Genomic DNA, 18,424 nt, shown 5'->3' with positions numbered 1-18,424 from the left:
GGCCCGCTCGGGTTGAGGGTCGCGAAGAGATACATGATGCGGGCGATCACCCCGGTCCAGCCCCATTGGCGGCCGGCCCCGAGCCCGCCGTCGGTCCAATCGGTCATCTCAACGCGTCACTTGCTTGGACTTGGATCATTCGGCCGTGAGCTGACGCCTTGCCTCGGCCAGTTGCTCCTTCTTCTCCTCGGTCACCTCGGGATACTTCAGGTCCAGCGACTGGATCGTGGTCGTGACGACGTCGGCAACGATGGCCCGGGTGATCCACTTGTGGTCGGCCGGGACGACGTACCACGGTGCCCACTTGGTGCTGGTGGCCGACAGACATTCCGAGTAAGCCCGCATATACTGATCCCAATGGCCCCGCTCGGCGAGGTCGGACGTCGAGAACTTCCAGTGCTTCTCCGGCCGGTCGAGCCGCTCGAGGAACCGCCGCTTCTGCTCTTCCTTCGACACGTTCAGGAAGAACTTGAGCACCACCGTCCCGTTGCGGACCAGGTGTCGCTCGAAAGCATTGATGTCTTTATATCGCTGGCTCCAGAACTTCGAGCCAAACTTCACTGGCGAAAGATGCTGGGCCGTCAACAACTCGGGGTGGACCTTCACGACGAGGACATCTTCATAATAGGACCGATTGAAGATCCCGATCCGCCCACGCTCCGGCAGGCATTTCATGTAGCGCCAGAGGAAGGTGTGGTCCAGTTCCTCGGCCGACGGTTTCTTGAAGCTGAACACCTGGCAGCCTTGGGGATTGACCCCGGACATGACGTGCTTGATCGTCCCGTCCTTGCCGGCCGCGTCCATCGCCTGGAGGACGATCAGCACCGCAAACCGGTCGTCGGCGTACAGCATCTCCTGCGCATGGGAGAGGTCCGCGAGGTTCTGGTCGAGGGTCTGCCGGGCCCGCTCCTTCAGGGCATCCTTGCCGAGTTCCTCCATTTCCTCGGTCTGTGACCAGCCGGGGTTGTGATCCTTGATCCGGATTTTCGCGCCGGCAGGTACGCGAAACCGGTCGATGATGTCTTTTCGAATCACGGGCGGCCTCCATGGAGGACCTCACCGACGCGAGGGAATGGGCCACCAACCGGGGCCGGGCCGCGTCGAGGAGAATCTCCACATCGCTTGGTTATAGATCGCAAGAACCCGAGGGGAAAGGTCCAACGACTGGGCGGGGTCGGCCCGTCGAAATTACCACGAAATGAGCTGATTCCCCGAGGCATGTTGGCCTTGGCCGTCCTGGTAGCCACTCGCCGCACTGGCGAGCTCAACGGGTAGCGTCCCAATCGTACGATACCGGAGCGACCGATTCCAGAACCGAGGCAGAATACCGTCTGACCGCGAAATCAGCGCACCAACCGGCGAGCGCCAGGAGAAAAACTGCAAAAGAAGGAGGGGCCGGCTGAAATCGAAAAATTTTCGCATCTTCTTTGTTCGCAAGCATAGAATTTGTAGATGCTACTGATCCGTTGAGGCCGCGTTAATGTGTCAGGGACGTGACAACGGTCGAGATGGCAGGGCAGGGGGCATTCGGCCCGAATCCAATCCGAGTTCAGGAGACCCGAGCGAGGTCGTCGACCACGAAATCAAGGCTCATCTGGGTGCACGGGAAGGCCAGCCCGCCCTCGTATTGGACCATTTTCTCGAATCCTGGCCGCCGGTACGAGTTGTTGCGACAGTCGCGATCGGCCGTGAGCCGTGCCGATGGACGACCTGGAAATCAAGCAACACTGGGCGAAGCCCCGCGACAAGAAAGGCAGGAAGACTGACATGCAGCACGACTGGGCGAAGCCCGCCGCCAAGGCGATCCCGAAGGACGGCTTCTTCGAGGAGGAACAGGGACGATACGGCCCAATCTTTCCCAAGACTCCCGCGTGCTATGGCTTCACGATCATCGCGAAGATCAAGGCCGGCACCGAGCAGACCATCCGCGGGTATGGGAAGAAGATCGAGGAGACCATCGCGGGCCTGCCCGACGCCCTCGAGGTGCTCAAGCTGCACTACCTGCGCTGGGTGCTTTTCGACATCGGTACGGAGACCTACTTCATGTATCAGGGCATCTTCGACACCGACTTCGATAAGTACACCGAGGACGCCGTGGCCCTCTTCGCGAAATACGGCATCAACACGATCTTCGAGAACCTTGAAGGGTTCCCCGAGGATTGGAAGTCGAACCCCGCGGCCTTCGTCAAATTCGTCCGAGAGCACCAATGCCCGAGCTTCCTCGAATACGGGGAGTATCCCTACGTGAGCGCCGATGAGATCAAGAAGGCGCTCAGGCTCAAGGCGGCATTCTCCACGATGCTCGACCAGATGCAGTAATCCGCCAGGACGATGCAACATGCTGGAGTTTGACGACATTCAGCACATCCTGCTCACCCGTGCGCCGGCGCTCGCGGCACGCTATGAGTTTCTGTCCTTTCACAACCCCTCTGCTGGGAGGAAGTGGCTCGCCGGGATCCTACCGACGGTGCAGTCGACCGCCGCAGCTCGCGCCTCGGTCGAGGAAGACAAACGATGGGTGACCGTGGCCTTCACGTGGAACGGTTTGCGGGCGCTGGGGGTGGATGCGGCGTCGCTGGACACGTTCCCCGATGAGTTCAAGCAGGGCATGGTTGCCCGGGCGGAGATCCTCGGCGACACGGGCGCGAATCACCCTGACAATTGGGTGGGACATCTGGCCAGCCCGGACCTCCACGCCATAGTCATCCTCTTCGCCCGCGATCGCGCGGAACGCGAGCGTTGCCGGTCAGAGCACCAAGCACTCGTTGCGCGTTGTGAGGCGGTGGAAGTGCTCTCATCGCTCGACCTCGAAGCCACCCCGCCGTTTGACTACGCGCACGACCACTTCGGTTACCGGGACCGGCTCTCGCAACCGGCCATCGAGGGGTCGGGCGAGGAACCGATGCCCGGCTCGGGCGGGCCGCTGAAGGCGGGCGAATTCATCCTCGGCTATCCCGACGAGGACGGAAACGTGGCCAGCCAGCCTCAGCCGGAAACCCTCCGCCGTAACGGCAGCTACATGGCCTACCGCCGCCTGCAGGAACACGTGGGGGCGTTTCGAGATTTCCTGCGTCGGAACGCCCAGACCCCGGAGGAACAGGAACTTGTCGCCGCCAAGCTCATGGGCCGCTGGCGAAGCGGCGCCCCGCTCGTGCTGGCGCCGGACAAGGATGATCCTGCCCTCGGAGCTGATCCGCAGCGGAACAACGACTTCAACTTCAAGGAATTGGACCCTCACGGGTACGCTGTGCCGCTGGGGTCGCACATACGTCGCATGAACCCGCGTGACACGGCCGCAAACATGAATCGGCGGCGTCTGATTCGACGCGGCGCCACCTATGGGCCGCATCTGCCGGAAGATGCACCGGAGGATGGCCAGGAGCGGGGGATCGCGGCCTTCGTGATCTGCGGGAGCCTGATCCGCCAGTTCGAGTTTGCGCAAAACGTGTGGGCCAATGATAAGAACTTCCACGAACTCACCAATGAACGCGATCCGATCATCGGCAACCAGGACGGCACGCTGGAATTCAAGATTCCCAAGCGACCGATCCGGAAGAAGATCACCGGGCTACCGGCCTTCACCAACGTCCGAGGCGGTGCTTATTTCTTCCTGCCCGGCCTCAACGCGCTCCGAGACCTCGCGGCGCTGTCCGATGTCCCCCCCGAATCCGCACTGAGAACTTGAGCTGTGGAAGGACATGGGAATGGGATCGACGAACCAAACCGGTCGAACTTATAACCAGAACCACGTACTGCGGCCGTACACGCCGGGTCGTCGACGGTTCAGCATCTACTGGACCTGGAGCTATCCGTGGGAAGCGAACCGGGACCTGACCGACCTGGACAATCGGTTCTCGACCATGACCGAGGTTCGCCGGGTCGCCTGGCCGAGCTTCGAGGGGTCCGAGTGGGATAAGATGAACTTCCTCCAGGGGATCGCTGGCACCTTGGAGTTATTCCACCGCTCCACCCTCGCGTTCCAGCAGATCGTGGGTGAGACGACCGATCATCCCGTGGCTGTTTACCAACGCATCGACCAGGCAGGGTACAAGCTCCCGATCGATGAGAGAGTGCTTGCAGACACGGACACGTTGATGGTTTTCGGCCTGGACCACCTCGTCTCCGAGCAGGAAGCCGAGCAGGGGGAAATCGATGCCATCCGAAAGTGGCTCGATCGGGAAGGCACTTGCCTGCTCCTGGCGCCGCATCACGATGTCGGCTTCACCAGCGACATGCAGCAGCGTCAGATGGAGTACAAGCATCACGGCGACGAGCTCGTGCCGCGTCAGCAGCGCTTCGGCCAGTACACGCGTTCGCTGATGACAGGCCTCGAAGTGCCCGTACTCAATCAGTTCGGGCTTCGGCCTGCCGTCGTGCAGGGAACCGATCAGATCGCGCCACTTACCATCAACAAGGATCTCGACAAGCTGGGTTTGCTGAAGGGAGTGGCCACGTTCAACTTCCATCTGCATCTGCCGCACTATGCGCTAACAACAGAAGATACGAAGTCGATTCATGTTCTGGCCAGGCAGCCCATCGACCTATCCCGACCGCATCCATTCACCGCTGCGGGGAATCAGGAGTTTAATTCGTTCCTCTGGATGCCGCCGACAGGTACACGCGGCGGAGATATCCTGCTTGCCGACTCGACTATCTTCACCACCCTATTCGGAGGCACGGGGAGCCTCGAGCAATTTTGGCGGAACATGGCGAAGTTGCGTTAAAGATCTCCTTCGCAACCTGACGCCATATGAGAAGCGACTGCCCATCAAGCCGAAGACGAGGAGAAAGCCGGCGCTTTGTTTGCATACACCATCCTCATGTCGGGCGACCATTTGCTGCGTGAAGTGGGCAATTTCCGCAACGCGTTTGGTTGCCAGTAGTGACAAGTCGATCGGGGAAGCTAACGCAATCATCAATGATCGTAGTTGGATACCAAATACTTGGCGGAGATGATCGTCCCCGAAAGCAGGACGGCAAAATGGATCATCTCAAAAAAAATCGGTAATCAACAACAATTTTACTGTTACGGCGAGCGGCTCTCTGGCTCTGACGTGCCTCCATAGAGGTAACCACCGATGATATTAGCCTTGTCGCGCTCACTGCCGCCACCGGCGGGCGGAGGGCGTTAACCAGCCCGGAGCCCACTTAGTGGTGGGAGGGGGCCTCACCCAGCGGAGCCCGTGCCGACGGGAGGTCCCGGGCTGGGCCGCGGAATGGCGAGTTTGAGGTGGTGATGTCGGTGCCCTCCCGACTGGGGCCGCACGAAGCTGGCCGTGATCTGGGCCCTCGCCATTGGCATCCCCCTCCGGGCCCTATCTTAATTCTCCGCTTCATGAAAGTGTGGTGGGCGGAGCCGAAGCCTGGCTCAATCCGCCGAGTCCGAGGGGACCGTTCCCGCCCCTCGAGACTCTCGACGCTGGCAACAATTTGCAGGGATTAGGAGATCTGTTCCGGTTAAGACTTGTAAAGGAGGTGGATTTTTTGTCTGGTGAGATTGCCTGGATACCAAAGGTGGGGCGCGTCGACTAGACGCGCGAGCGGCAGACGCGACCTCACGCTGCACTGCGAACGTGCCGATTCATCGTGAACGCACCGAGTCCCAAGAGAGAACTGACCATGACGCGCAACATGAGGGTAAGTCTTCTGGTCTCCTCGATGCTGGTCGTCTCGTGGGCGACGACGTCGGAGGCGTGCCACCGGCGTAGGGCCCACGCGACCGCCACGTACGGCTATGCGGAGTCTGGCTACGCGACCACGACGGGCTACTACGGCGCCGGGGGCGGCTACGGCATGGCTGGCGGGGGATACTACGACGCCGGGTATGCCGGCGGCACGGCCGGCTATCCCGGCGCCTACGGGTACGACCGGCCTGGCTACGGCTTGGGCGGTGTCGGCGGGCCGTTCTCCGGGCTGGGCGTCCAGCCCGGTTTGGGCTTTGGCGCACCGGGTATGGGTGGGGGCGGTTTGGGCGGGCCGGCATCTGGTCTGGGGGTACGGCCCGGCTTGGGCTTCGGCGGCTTGGGCCGGGGGCGCTGACCGTCCCCAGCTTCTCCGATCAACCTGCGGGGGCGCGCCGGCCTGGACTTACGGGCCCCCTCGGGACGGTGTCGGCGGCTCGCTGATGGGCGCCGCGGCCGGTTACCGCGCGGCCGGCGGCCGGTGAGCAGATTCACACGTCGACCGATGCGGCCGGGCGTCACTTCGGTGGCAGCCCGGCCATCCGATTCGATCGAAAAGGCAAGTGTCGGTGTTGGTTCCGCATCGTGCTTTACGGCGCAGATAGTGCACAATACTTCACAGCCGTCTGAACGGGGCGGAACTTCAGTGGCTCGGATTGTCACGAATCGTTGCGCCCCCCCTATAGAAACCCTGCGCCCCGCCGGATTGGCGGCGAGGGGAAGTTGAAGCAAATGAGCGTCAACATCGAACCTTGGTCGTCCTGAACCAAGAAATGGATTGTGATTCCACCGCCTTGAGCCAATTCGGGCGAAGTCGGAATGAACCTCCCGTCGATGAATAAGGCGTTCTCCGGGCCGCACTGATAACGTTGTTACGGGTGTCGAGGCAGGGCTGACTTACGGGCTTCCTCCCCGAACAGCTTAGGATGATAGTTACCCATAAATCAGGAGTTCACCGATGGCAGGAAGCCAGGCGCTCCGTCTGCGAGGCGCCGTGTTCGCGGCCGCGCTCGCCTTCTTTTTCCTGACGTTCGCAGATCTCGCGCGTGCGCAATACCCGACACCGCCCTCCGCGATGTCAGCGGGGCGGTTCGCCGATCTCGCCGAGACCGGTGCCCCTCCGGTGGCGCTGCCCAATCCGACGACCGTCCCCCAACCCTCGTACTACCCCGGTGTGGCACCGGCAGCATCCCGGGTCGAGATGGGCCTCTTCGACACGATCACCGAGTCGATCTTCGGCAAGCCCGACCCGAATACCTGGCGGCCCTTGCCGCTCTCGACGCTCTTCAGCGAGGGTTGGAACGAGGCCTGGGTACCGTCGCCCAACGGTTCCGGCGGCGCGCCCCGGCAGGGCTGGATCAACGCCGCGGACGGCAACCTTTACCGGCTCTCGTTCTTCACGTTTGCTCAGGGGTTCAACCGTGGCTCGAAGGGCGACGGCTACCTCGGCGCTTACACGATCTTCGCTCCGTTGAGCCGTCGCCTGGACCTGATCATCAACGTCCCGTTCGTGCTCCGAAACAACGCCGTCACCGGATTGCCCGTCATCTCCCCGAACCGGCCGGGGGCGGCGACGCCCCAGAGTCACACGGGGTTCGGCGACCTTTCGTTCACGCCCCGCGTGCTCCTGCACGAGACGAAAGACTTCTCACTCACGGGTGAACTGGCGATATTGACCCCGACCGGCACCCAGCCGCTTGCGGGAAAAACGACCGTTCTGACCCCGTCCGTCGGCTTCTGGAACAACTTCGCCGGCGGTTGGGTGCTTCGGGGCGGGCTCGGTCTCGCGGTCCCGATGGATGGAAGTGGGGATAATCTGATCAGCCAACTCGCGATCGGTCATACCTTGACCGAGCATGATGTGCCCTTTTTTGGCGACTTCACCTACTACCTCTCGGTGGTGGCGAACACCCCCCTTGCCGACGGTGACCGGACAAGCGTGACACTGACCCCCGGCATGCGCACGCACGTGGGCAACGACTGGTATTTCCTGGCCGGCCTGCCCACGCCGGTGACCCATGATCGCGTCGCCGACCTCGGCATGATCTTCTGGTTCATGAAGGCCTGGTGAGATGGGTCGCAACCTGGCGCGCGCCGCCTGTCATGGCGCTGCAGCGCGTGGCAGGTTGCGGGCGCACTGGCTCTGACGCTAGCCCCGTTCCTTGCTGCCCTGCTGCCTCGGGACGGACGGTCCGAAGCGGCGGTGGAGAGCGGGCCGCGGCGAGGGTCGATCTCATCATACGACCGGTCCCGGGCGAAGTTCGCTACCCGAAACCGAGGGCGAGCGGATCATGAACCCCGGTCATCCAGCGGACTACCTTGCCCGGACCACCCAGCGCCTCGCGGACAGCGTCGGGGCAGGTCCTCGGCCGTCCGCACGGCGGCGGGTGGTGTCCACCCTACGGGACTACTTCTTCGCTGCGAAATCGTCCCCGATGCGAACTGTTTGGCAGATCTGGCGGATCGTTTCTTTGTAGTAATCCTCGATCCGGGAATCGAGGATGAATGCGGCCCCGACGATTTGCCCTGGGCCGGCATCCATGACCCCGACCGCGAACACCACATCGACGCCAGACTTCTTCCCCTTTCCTGTGCCGGTGACCACGAGGGCACCCCGTTTCGTCTCAGTCTGATCATCGTACTTGATGTCTTGAAGGTATCGAAGGAGCCCTTGCTTGACCTTGTCGATCCCTGCTGGTTTGTCAGCGACTCCGTCCAGGGTGGCGATCATCGCATAAGCCTGTCCGTCCGCACTAACGCCGGAGATATAGTTGGCTCCCAGGGCCTGCTTCCAATCGGAAGGGAGCGTGACCGCGACGACGGGCTTTCCATTCTTCTGAACGACAGCCTCTCCCCTGGGAGTGGTTGCCGCCGGTGCGGCGGTCGTCGTCGGCGGGGCCGTTGCTGCCGGCGGGGCCGTGCCCAGAACCGCCGGGGGGGCTTGATTGAAATCCGAGCGCGGGGCGCTCTGGTATGCCGCGGTGGCCTGGTACTGGGCGCGCGCCTGTGCCTCCTGGCCAACGGATCGGGCCGCGCCCGTCACGACACCAATCTTGGCGCCGGTTGCCGCTCCGGACTCCCCGCCCACGAGTCCGCCGACCACCGCTCCGCGTGCGCCGGTACGGACCGCACCACCCCCTCGTTGGGCCGTGGCGTCGCGGGCCAGCGTGAGGAGGGCCAGCGCAGCCACTCCCAGAACCTTGAATTTGGTCATCGTTCTTTCTCCTGTGCCGCATGTTTCCCGGGGGCTGACGAGCCTGGTACTGCACCAAGCTCACCTGGGTGTCGTCCTCCGGGGCGTCCGAGCATGCAGACGCCATCGACAACCAACACGGGCGGTCGTGCCCCCCGCAGGAGGACGGGCCCTTCACCCCGAATCGGAACAGCGTCCAATCGCCACTCCTGCCAACTGGTATGACTCTTGACATGTCCACAGCCGCGATCGCTGGAACACATCCTGACCAGATTCCTTTGTGGGCCGCCTGGACCTTCGCCACGCGCCCATCGTCCTCCCACACAGATTTCAGACATCAATCCAACAATACGCAACACAAATATCTATGAAATTCTTGGATTTTCCGCAAGAAAAACCTGGGAAGATAGGTGCCTTGCAATCGCCGAAAATCGTTCGAATCGCCCTTCGCGAGATGCCTGTTGGGTCTGGGCCCAGTCGGGGTCGCGACCGGCGGCGGAATGGCTCGCCGCGGTCGTGCCGGATTACCTCCTGATCCTTCAGTTAATGAGTTGCGCAGTTCAAATCCAGCCACCACGTTCGCTGCCCGCTGGGAGGATGGATCGAGCCCGCATCGCGGTCCCCCCGGACGACTTGCCCTTGGCACCGTGATACCGATGGCTAGGGTCGTTCGCGGCTCTGTAATTCCGGCTCTGATGTTCGTCCGGGCACAGCCGGTCCCGCCGGCGCGGACTCATGTGTGTCGGGGGTTAGCTTGAATAGTTGAGGATCGAGCCGATTCAATAGCCGGTGGATCTTCGGGACCTGTTCGAGCGCGGCCGCCTCGCCGATCACGGCGAGTTCCTTCGCCCTCATGAACTCCGAGGCATCGATGCCCGTCACGTCCGGCTCGATAACCACGTCCGCCGGTTGCACACCAAAAGCGTTCAGGTTGTAATTCTGAACGAGCAGGCTGCGAAGGATTGTTGGCACTATGCCCGGGTTTTTTCGGGACAGAGTTGGTTTCTCAGGTTTGATGTCGCAGAAGCTCGTCTCTAGCTTCGCCGTCACGCTGACGGCGATGACGAAATTGCATCCCATCGACACCAGCACATTCGCGGGAATGTTGTTGACCAGCCCGCCGTCGATCAGCGCCTGGCCGTTGCGGACGATCGGCACGGAGAGCACGGGCAAGTTGATGCTCTCGAGGATCGCATGGACGGCATCGCCGCGTTCGCGAACGACCGAGTTGCCGCTCACCAGGTCGACTGTGACGGAAAGACAAGGGAGGGCAAGTTGCTCGAGCCTCCAGTCATGCAGGTACTTGCGCAGCATCGGGTCGAATTTTCCGCGGCGATACTTGTACAGGAGGTGCCAGTAGTTGCCTTGCGGCAGTCGGCGAAAAATCCAGGAGGGGCGAAGGTCCGTGGCGAACGCATCGGCGTTGTAGTCGGGATCCAGGCCGGCGGAGTACAGAATACCGGTCATGGCGCCGGCGCTGGTGCCGGCGATCATGTCGACGACGACGCCGCTGCGTTCGAGGGCCTTGAGCACGCCGAGGTGCGACAAGCCTCGGGCGGCCCCGCCGCCGAGGGCCACGCCCACGCGAACGCCGCGGAGGTCGTGTACCAGTCGCTCCATCCCGTTTGCCAGCGACCGGCCGGTGGGCAATTTTGGTGGCGTTTCGTAGATTTTGAAATCGCGGGAGGCAAGATCGGGGAGGTTGGGAATGGCGGGGACCACGGGACTGTCGCCCCCAAGCAACCAGGCGATACTGATCTTGTCACGCCAGCCCCGGGCCGTCACGTCGATCGCCTGCAGGTGGCGGATTGCGGCGTCTGCCGCTTCTGCCGGGATGTAATAGACGGCGCGGTCGACGAGTTCCATAAGCTGCGCCGTCCGTTCCGGCGTCAGGTAGGTATGGACGTCGAAAACGATTCGATTGACGTCCTGCCAGCGAGTGACCTGCTCCCGGATTTCCTGTGATGTGAGATCTCGACCGTCCTCTCGGAGCGATCGAAACCGCACATTTGGCGAATCCAACCGCCGGTCCGAATCGCTCAAGACGCCGAGCTGCTCACCGATGTCGCCCAGACGCTTGATGAGTCGTTCGGCCGCCGGGCGCGTCGCGGGTGAATTGTGAATCAGCGCCAGCAATGTTGCCGACCGCTTGGGAGCGGCGCCGAGGAAGAACTTTCGCAGGCTTCCCGCGTAGGTCTTTAGCCACAGACGGCGCAGTTCCGGCCTGGCGAAGGTCAGCTCGAGCGCCTCCTCGTAGTCCAACCTGAGGACCGTCGTGGGTTCGAGCGCGACGACGCGGATCGGCACCGGTTCGTTCAACGCGCCGACCATGAGACCGAACTGTTCACCTCGCTCAATCATGCGAAACAGCGACTCCGTTCCGCTGGTGCTGACCCGGACGGCCTTGAGCCGCCCGCGCAGCACGAAGCCCACTGTGGTGAGCACGACGTCCGCCTCGTGGACGACGCTCCCGGCTGGAAACTGCGCGATCCGTCCGAGCCGTACGACTTCCTCGAGGGTCTCTTCGGACGCACCCTGAAAGTATTCGTGAACCTTCAGTAACGAGAGGACCTCATCGTTCATGGCGGCGCCTTTCGAGTTCGCGGCGGATATGATCGCCAAATCCCGCCTGGGGGGCTGCATTCGCAGTGTCGTTAAGGTAGGCGAGCCGGCGGAGTTCCTCGAACGGGAGAGTCCGGTCCAAGCGACCGTCCTGATAGAGGGCCCGATCCAAGCGGGCGTTGGCAATGATGCGCCAGTCCCAGCGGACCTTTCTGCTGGGAAGTTTGTAGAAGGACGTTGTGCAATTCGCAAACACCACGTGGTACCAACGAGGACTCTCGTACAATTGATTGATTGTGTTTACGTAATCGAGAAACAGTTTTGTTAGCTCCTCGACGCTCGAGTTGATGCGGTAGAGGTACGCCGATTGACCTTGGCTATATTTCGTGCGCCGCAGAATGACGTCGCGTTCGTCTGCGGCGACGAAGATCAGCTCCTGCTGTCGATACAGACCGCGAACGACTGAGTATTTCTGCCCCTTAGTGATTCTCGCCTCGATCGACATGCAGATGCGGCCATCGGGTCCCAAGTCGAAGACCAGGGCAGGGTGGCCCATCAACCCATTCCCCCAGTTGAAGAAAATGATGTCTAATCCATGAATGTTCGAGAGGTGATATGTGCGTACTTCGCGATTCGGAGTGAAATCGTCCAGCGAACGGTATTCAAGATTGCGGACGTTTTCGATCGTCACCGCATCCCCGGCGATGACAGCCCGCGGCAGCACGGCCGCGCTAGGGTCCCAGTCGCGGTCGCTGCTCGGTTTCCGACGGTACCACCAGGCGAGGAAGAGCGACTCCGCCCCGAACAAGGCAACGATCGGCTGCCAGAGCGGCCGCCAGACCACGAACATCGCGATCACGCCAATGGCCCAGGCCAGCGCGACCCAACGGCCCCACCTGGCTCCGCCACACACGTCGTAGTAAATCGAGCCGACCATCCATACGGCAACCAGGCCACAGGTCAGCAGCGATGCTCCCGTGATGATTCCCAGTAGGGGGCCCATAAACGTTTTCTCTTCTGGTTGACGCAGCGCATTGCGAGAACGGGTTGATGCACCAGCTAGAGCCGGCATCAAGACCGGCTTTCACGCAGTTTACCCGCACGGCCTTTTCGGAGCATTGGGCGTCTCATTCTTGAGGTGGATCGGCCGGCTGCGTGCGGCGCCGAGCCCCAACTCATCGTTCACCGCGACTGGATGGGAATCATTTGGAGTTAGAGAAAGACAGAGGTGGTGTGCCGTAAGCTGAGGCAAACGGGCCGGGGCACGAGTAGTCGAGGGGCATCCGGGCGTCCCCTCGGGCCACAGAAGTGCGACGGCATCGAGCGGTAGGCCAGCCGGCCCCGCCACGGACCTTGAGAGTGGTCCCGCCCCGTCATTCAGTCGGGGGAAGTCGTCGCCAGCCGTCCCCTGGATTCTCAGGTGCATACCCTCGGGCAGGGCCACGCCCAGGTTGGGCCGGGCCGCCGGGTGGAGCAACCTAATCCGCATCGTCCTCACCAAGACCGCTGCGCGGACCACGCGGTTGATGGCGCGGACCGTCATGTCACCGCAGTCGATCGTGGTCGTCCGCTCGGAGATCACGGGCACGGGCGGCTCCTTGAACTCGGCCGAAAGTTGCGTCCGTGGCGATCGGCGTAGAGCGCTGCGGAAGGAGGCGATCCGGACTCCCACCGTGCTCCAGTTTATCGCCGAAGCGTTCATCGCGCCTGCATCAGGCACGAAGGAACCAGCGGCTCACATGGAATAGGGCCGTCGAACCAAGTGCGGCGTCCACGGCCGCCGGGTTCAGGTGGACGAGGTCCACGTTCCTGGCCCGGACGAGCTCGAATCGTGTCCTTCGGCCCCCGCCCCAATTGGGTGGCGACGCGTGAATTGCCGGCGAGTGTCCCGGGCCGGATGCCACAAAGCGGCTACTTGATGGTGTCCTGGCGTGGAAGCTCGGATTCTCGGATTCGGACCCGCGAGGATCCCCACGCCGAAGACCCTGGTGTAGTTGCTGCCGGGCTTTCCGTTGCCCAGACCGTCCAGGAACATCCCCGAGGTGCTGGTCAGCCCGTTCGGGGCCATCCCGTTGACGACGAGTCGGTACCGCTGTCGCAAGGGGAGCCGAGTGACGGGATGGAGCGTGACCGCATCCGTGACTGGCGAATAGTCCAGCGACGCGAACGGGATCCGAGGGCCGAGCCGGCCGCGGGGACCGATCAGGGTCAGGAGGTAGTTACTCGCGTTGCTGGCGCGGTCCGGGTCCAGGTCTGTGCTGAAGGTAAGAACGAGCTCGGTCTGCTGGGCGTGGAAGCCGAAGCGCTTGATCGAGGTCACCGTGGGAGGCTCCACGGGCCTTGCCGTCACCACCACGTTCCCGACGTTGTTCCCGGGATTCGGGTCAATCGGAATGAGACCCGTGATCGACGCGAAGTTCGCCTGTGGGCCCGCCGTCACGACCCGTGCCTGGATCATGAGGACGGCGCGGGCCTCGGAAACGATCGCCCCGACGCTCCAGACGCCGGTCGCGGGGTCAAACGTCCCCTGACTGGCCGTTGACGTCACGTAGAGCAAGCCCGAGGGGAGCCGGTCAGTGACTTCAACGCCCGTCGCCGTACCGGAGCCATGGTTGCTCACCGTGACGGCGTAGGTGATCGTGTCGCCCACCTGGGGACTTGGGTTGTTGACCGTCTTCGTGATTTCCAGGTCCGACGTCCGTGGCGTCACGACGGCCGTCGCGCTATTGTTCTGGGCGTTGGGATCGAACTGGCTCGACCGGGAAACTGCCGCGAGGTTCGTCGTCACGGCCGGACTGGTCACCCATGCGGAGATTCGCAGTGTTTGCGAAGTCCCATTCGCGACGTCGCCGACCGACCAGATCCCCGTCACCACATCGTACGTCCCCTGGCTGGCCGTCGCCGTAAGGAACGTGACCCCCGTGGGAAGCAGGTCGCCGATCTGAACTCCGGTGGCGTCGTCCGGGCCGTTGTCGGTGACCGTGATCGTGAACGTGATCAAGTCGCCCACGCTGGGGGCGGGATCGTCGACGGTCTTGGTCACCGCCAAGTCGGCCTGCCGTGGTGTCACGACGACCGCCGCGCTGTTGTTGGCCGAGTTGGGATCGACCTGGTCCGACCCGGAAAGCACTGCGTTGTTCGTGGCGACGCCCGGACTGGTGACCATCGCCGTGATCAGCAGTGTCTGCGAAGTCCCATTCGCGACGTCCCCCACCGTCCAGAGGCCCGTGGCGGCGCTGTAGTTCCCCTGGCTAGGCGTTGCCGCGAGGAACGAGACGCCCAGGGGGAGCAGATCGCCAACCTGGACACCGGTGGCATCGCCCGGACCATTGTTGGTCACCGTGATCGTGAACGTGATCAGGTCGCCCACGTTGGGGGCGGGATCGTCGACGGTCTTGGTCACCGCCAGATCGGCTTCCAAAGGAGGAGCGACGGCGACGTTGCCGCTGAATTCCGAGGTGGTCCCGGCGATGGTGGCGGTGGAGGTCAGCGCCGTGCCCCCCGCGACCCCCGGCAGCGAGGCCAGAGGGATCACGAAGCGGAAGCGATTCGTCGTGTCGCTGCCCACGTTGAGTCCGTGAACCGTCGGGCCGTAGCTGCCGGTGGTGGCGTCGAGGTCGTCGGTCCCGCCCTCGACGCGGGTCACCAGATACGTCTTGCCCTCGCCGAAGCCGGTCGGGTCCGGATCGGCGATGAACAACTCGATTTCCGAACCGGGCCGGGCGAAGCCCTCGAGGATCAGGTTCGGGCCTTCAATTTGTGCCGAAGTGAGGACGGGAAAGTTCAGCAAGTCGTTGGGACCGGTCTCCTCATCGCCGGGATCGTTGGGCGTCACGCCGTCGGCGTTCAGGTCGATGCCCAGAGCATCGTTGGCGAAGATGCTGTTGCGCGAGATCCGGTTGCCGGTCGAGCTGGCACCGGTGATCGCCACCCCGGCCCTCGGGTTGAATGCGATGATGTTGCCTTCGGCCGCATCGCCCGGCGCATCACTGCCGGCGCCGATGACGTTGTTCGAAGCACTTATCCTCAACAGCACCCCGTTGGCGAAGTTGGGTAGGGCCGCGGTCCCGGTCACGTCGGTTCCGATCCGATTGCCCGACACGCGATTCTCGTCGCCATCGATCACGACGCCATGGCCGTTGTTCCCGGAGATGACGTTGCCTTCCAGGCCGTCGGACATCCCATCGCCGTTCGTGCCGATGATGTTGCCGGACGACGGGGCGCTGATGGTTATGCCGTCGAAGGTGTTGCTCAGGGCCGCCGTGCCATTGGCATCGGTGCCGATGAAGTTTCCCGACACGCGGTTGTTGGTGCCGTTGATAATGACGCCTGTGTTATTCCTGGAGATGACGTTGCGCTCCAGGTCGTCGGCTGTCCCGTCACCGTTCGTGCCGATGATGTTGCCGGTCCCCTGGAGGATCGATACGCCGTCGCCGAGGTTGGGGAGGGCCGTCACGCCGTTGACACCGGTGCCGATGTAGTTGCCCGACACGCGATTGTCGCTTCCAAAGTTGACCTGGACCGCGTCTCCTGTGTTGCCGGAGATGATGTTGCGTTCGCGGGTGTCGGACACCCCGTCGCCGTTCGTGCCGATGATGTTGCCCGACGCGCCATTGGAGATTTGCACACCGACGAAGTTGGACACGGGCAGGGTGCCGGTGAGGTCCGTGCCGATGAGGTTCCCGGCGACGCGATTGCCGGTCGAGAGGGGCCCGCTGATCATCACCCCGGGGCCTTCGATGTGTCCGGAGATGACGTTGCGCTCGAGGGTGTCCGACACCCCGTCGCCGTTCGTGCCGATAATGTTGCCTGTCCCCAAGGTGATGTTTACGCCGTCGATGGTGTTGCCCAGGTCCGCCGTGCCGCTGACGTCGGTGCCGATAAAGTTGCCCGACACGCGGTTGTTGTCGCTATTGATCACGACGCCCTCGAAGTTACTCGAGATGACGTTGCCCTCGGCGGCGTCGTTGTTACCGTCCCCGTCGGTGCCGATGAAGTTGCCGGTGCTCCCGCCTTGGATCAGTACGCCGCTGCGGTTCCCCTGGCCCCCGGTACCGCTGGCGTCGGTGCCGATGAAGTTGCCCTGGACGCGGTTATTCGACCCGCCGGTGATTCGAATGCCAGCCGCCGTGCCGCCTTGATCGAAATTGGTGATGTCCAGCCCGCGGATCAGGGCGCCGTTGACGTCGGAGAGGGTCAGGCCGGCCGCACCCAAACTCGTGGCGTCCCCGTCCAATTGGATCCGCGGAGCACCGAAGCTCGAGCCGGGCTGGGTGAAACCGTCAATGATCACCGTCTTGACGATGTCCGGCAGGGCCGAACCGGTCACGGTGATCACCCGGATCCCCAGGCCCGGGATGGCGAAGTTGATCGTGTCGTCCGTGCCGTAAGCTCCGGAGGCCGCCACATCGATGTTGACGGCGGCCCCGTCGTTGACGGAGGTAATCGCCTCGCGCAGTGTCACCACTCCGTCCTGGGCGATCGTATCGCCGATGCCGGTCACGGCGATCGTCGCGGGCGTGACCCGCGATTCCAGGTGTTCTACCGCCCACCGCAGGGCGCGGACGGCCGTAGAACGGCGCCGCGATCGGCGACGTGGTTCCCAGGGTGAACGAGATCGAATCTGCGACATGGCCTCGCTCCCTACTTCACAGGAGGCATCTCTGCTGACCGGCCCGGCTGGGCGCACCGATCCACTGGGCGAGGGTTCGTGACCCCAACCCGCAACGGCCCAGATCCATGCGTGGTCTCGATCTCGGACACGACTTGACTTGGGGTAGTGTCGCTACCGCTTCGGCAACCAAACATTTTCCTATATCACCGACATTTCCCTTCGGCCACTTTTTTATTTGGGAAAGGCCACGGGATGCGCCGGTGATGCCGGATCAACGGATTCTGGGACGTGTTCGGGCCTGGTAACCCCTCCGGGGTCATGCGGACAACGGAGGCTCATCAGACACACCGTATACGTCACCGGCGGGAGTCGCGATCGTGTGTCACCGGAGCGACCGATGCCAGACTGAGACAGAATGCCGCGTGACTGCGAAATCAGGACACCTACCGGCGAGAACTCATGAAAAGAGGAGGGGCCGACAAAACCGAAGGTTTTTTTGTCTTAATTGTTGACAGGAACTGCATTAATCGATTCTGCTGATAAGTTAGGGTCAAGTTCTCGTGCCAAGAGAGTGAAACCGGTCGAGATCGACCTGTCGTACTTAACCTGGTACGGACGGGATTTCTTCGCGCGCCGTCCGCTGAATGAACGGCAATCGAACGTGAGCCCCACTGGGACTTCCCGGAGCACAGCCATGAGCACGACCGACCTACAGCAGAGACCGCTGGGCCGGGTGATCCGCCACGAACTCGAGGCGATCCGGAGCAAGTGGATCTGGCTGGTGGCCCTGGGTGTCGCGCTGATCGTGCTCGCGACGATCATGCTGGGTTTCCCGGTCGTCGCCACGCTCGCGACCGTGACCATGCTTGGGGCCTTGATTCTCGTCGGGGGCGTTGCAGAGGCGGTCGGCGCCTTCTGGTGCCGCGAGTGGAGCGGGTTCTTCCTCGCTCTGCTCTCGGGCATCTTGGGTGTCGTCATCGGGCTGATGCTGCTCGGGAACCCCATCCACGGTGGGATGATCCTGACGATCCTGTTGGCGAGCTTCCTCTTCGTGGGCGGCATTTTCCGGGCCGTCGCGGCCCTCGCACACCGCTTCGAGGGGTGGGGGTGTCTGTTCCTGAGCGGCGTGATCGACGTCGTGCTCGGTGTCATGATCTGGCGAGAGCTGCCGATGGCGGGGCTGAGGATCATCGGCCTGCTTGTCGGCATCAGCACCCTATTCCGCGGGGTATCGTGGCTCATGCTTGGATTCGCCTTGAGGCGAATCCCCAAGCCGGTCGCTTAACGTTCCCTCTCAAGAAGGTGAAGTCGGCTAGGAGCATCGAGGATCTGGGCCATCCCGGGGCACTGGCAGTCCATTCCGAGGAGCAATCT

General features: G+C 62.8%; 12 protein-coding genes. 6 read left to right on the top strand and 6 right to left on the bottom strand.

All coding sequences use genetic code 11. From position 1 onward, the window contains the following. Nucleotides 1-135: 135 nt before the first annotated feature. Nucleotides 136-1,035 carry a polyphosphate kinase 2 family protein gene (locus V5E97_RS35055; RefSeq protein WP_406696176.1) on the bottom strand — a complete coding sequence of 300 codons (900 nt, stop codon included), beginning with the start codon at nucleotides 1,033-1,035 and terminating at the stop codon, nucleotides 136-138. A gap of 732 nt (nucleotides 1,036-1,767) precedes the next feature. Here V5E97_RS35055 and V5E97_RS35050 point away from each other — a divergent pair. The 5 genes from V5E97_RS35050 (at nucleotide 1,768) to V5E97_RS35030 (ending at nucleotide 7,752) form a co-directional block, all read left to right on the top strand. Beyond that, nucleotides 1,768-2,319 (top strand): hypothetical protein, encoded by a 552-nt coding sequence (locus V5E97_RS35050; RefSeq protein WP_406701267.1) that lies wholly within the window; start codon nucleotides 1,768-1,770, stop codon nucleotides 2,317-2,319. A 19-nt stretch (nucleotides 2,320-2,338) separates the two neighbouring features. Beyond that, nucleotides 2,339-3,685: a Dyp-type peroxidase gene (locus tag V5E97_RS35045; protein ID WP_406696175.1), complete on the top strand. Its 1,347-nt coding sequence runs from the start codon at nucleotides 2,339-2,341 to the stop codon at nucleotides 3,683-3,685. Nucleotides 3,686-3,704: 19 nt separating this feature from the next. After that, nucleotides 3,705-4,724, top strand: coding sequence for a hypothetical protein (locus tag V5E97_RS35040; protein WP_406696174.1), 1,020 nt, complete (start codon nucleotides 3,705-3,707; stop codon nucleotides 4,722-4,724). A gap of 862 nt (nucleotides 4,725-5,586) precedes the next feature. Beyond that, nucleotides 5,587-6,039, top strand: coding sequence for a hypothetical protein (locus V5E97_RS35035; RefSeq protein WP_406696173.1), 453 nt, complete (start codon nucleotides 5,587-5,589; stop codon nucleotides 6,037-6,039). 600 nt (nucleotides 6,040-6,639) lie between these two features. Then, complete coding sequence (locus tag V5E97_RS35030; protein WP_406696172.1) at nucleotides 6,640-7,752, top strand: hypothetical protein; 1,113 nt, start codon at nucleotides 6,640-6,642, stop codon at nucleotides 7,750-7,752. 336 nt (nucleotides 7,753-8,088) lie between these two features. Here V5E97_RS35030 and V5E97_RS35025 read toward each other — a convergent pair whose 3' ends face one another. The 5 genes from V5E97_RS35025 to V5E97_RS35005 all read right to left on the bottom strand — a co-directional run bounded on the left by V5E97_RS35025 (nucleotide 8,089) and on the right by V5E97_RS35005 (nucleotide 17,068). Next, nucleotides 8,089-8,895, bottom strand: coding sequence for a hypothetical protein (locus tag V5E97_RS35025; RefSeq protein WP_406696171.1), 807 nt, complete (start codon nucleotides 8,893-8,895; stop codon nucleotides 8,089-8,091). A 639-nt stretch (nucleotides 8,896-9,534) separates the two neighbouring features. Beyond that, nucleotides 9,535-11,457: a patatin-like phospholipase family protein gene (locus V5E97_RS35020; RefSeq protein WP_406696170.1), complete on the bottom strand. Its 1,923-nt coding sequence runs from the start codon at nucleotides 11,455-11,457 to the stop codon at nucleotides 9,535-9,537. After that, nucleotides 11,447-12,439, bottom strand: a complete 993-nt coding sequence (locus V5E97_RS35015) for a lipoprotein N-acyltransferase Lnb domain-containing protein (protein ID WP_406696169.1) — start codon at nucleotides 12,437-12,439, stop codon at nucleotides 11,447-11,449. Before V5E97_RS35015 ends, V5E97_RS35020 begins: the two co-directional genes overlap by 11 nt. Before the next feature lie 90 nt (nucleotides 12,440-12,529). Then, entirely contained in the window at nucleotides 12,530-13,024 is a 495-nt protein-coding gene (locus V5E97_RS35010) for a hypothetical protein (RefSeq protein ID WP_406696168.1), read from the bottom strand. Nucleotides 13,025-13,222: 198 nt separating this feature from the next. Beyond that, nucleotides 13,223-17,068 (bottom strand): hypothetical protein, encoded by a 3,846-nt coding sequence (locus V5E97_RS35005; RefSeq protein WP_406696167.1) that lies wholly within the window; start codon nucleotides 17,066-17,068, stop codon nucleotides 13,223-13,225. A gap of 676 nt (nucleotides 17,069-17,744) precedes the next feature. Between V5E97_RS35005 and V5E97_RS35000 the strand changes: the two genes are divergently transcribed. Continuing rightward, nucleotides 17,745-18,335, top strand: a complete 591-nt coding sequence (locus V5E97_RS35000; protein WP_406696166.1) for an HdeD family acid-resistance protein — start codon at nucleotides 17,745-17,747, stop codon at nucleotides 18,333-18,335. The last annotated feature ends 89 nt before the right edge of the window (nucleotides 18,336-18,424 follow it).

The organism is Singulisphaera photorubra, assembly GCF_045290345.1.
Lineage (GTDB): Bacteria > Planctomycetota > Planctomycetia > Isosphaerales > Isosphaeraceae > Singulisphaera.
Note: the sequence above shows the minus strand (reverse complement) of the source record. Positions and strands in the feature narration are given on the sequence as shown.

What these genes read in the sequence shown, in the direction of transcription:
- V5E97_RS35030 (WP_406696172.1), top strand. Translation starts at nt 6,640, where the DNA reads ATGGCAGGAAGCCAGGCGCTCCGTCTGCGAGGCGCCGTGTTCGCGGCC.
- V5E97_RS35020 (WP_406696170.1), bottom strand. Translation starts at nt 11,457, where the DNA reads ATGAACGATGAGGTCCTCTCGTTACTGAAGGTTCACGAATACTTTCAG.
- V5E97_RS35000 (WP_406696166.1), top strand. Translation starts at nt 17,745, where the DNA reads ATGAGCACGACCGACCTACAGCAGAGACCGCTGGGCCGGGTGATCCGC.
- V5E97_RS35045 (WP_406696175.1), top strand. Translation starts at nt 2,339, where the DNA reads ATGCTGGAGTTTGACGACATTCAGCACATCCTGCTCACCCGTGCGCCG.
- V5E97_RS35005 (WP_406696167.1), bottom strand. Translation starts at nt 17,068, where the DNA reads ATGTCGCAGATTCGATCTCGTTCACCCTGGGAACCACGTCGCCGATCG.
- V5E97_RS35025 (WP_406696171.1), bottom strand. Translation starts at nt 8,895, where the DNA reads ATGACCAAATTCAAGGTTCTGGGAGTGGCTGCGCTGGCCCTCCTCACG.
- V5E97_RS35015 (WP_406696169.1), bottom strand. Translation starts at nt 12,439, where the DNA reads ATGGGCCCCCTACTGGGAATCATCACGGGAGCATCGCTGCTGACCTGT.
- V5E97_RS35050 (WP_406701267.1), top strand. Translation starts at nt 1,768, where the DNA reads ATGCAGCACGACTGGGCGAAGCCCGCCGCCAAGGCGATCCCGAAGGAC.
- V5E97_RS35040 (WP_406696174.1), top strand. Translation starts at nt 3,705, where the DNA reads ATGGGATCGACGAACCAAACCGGTCGAACTTATAACCAGAACCACGTA.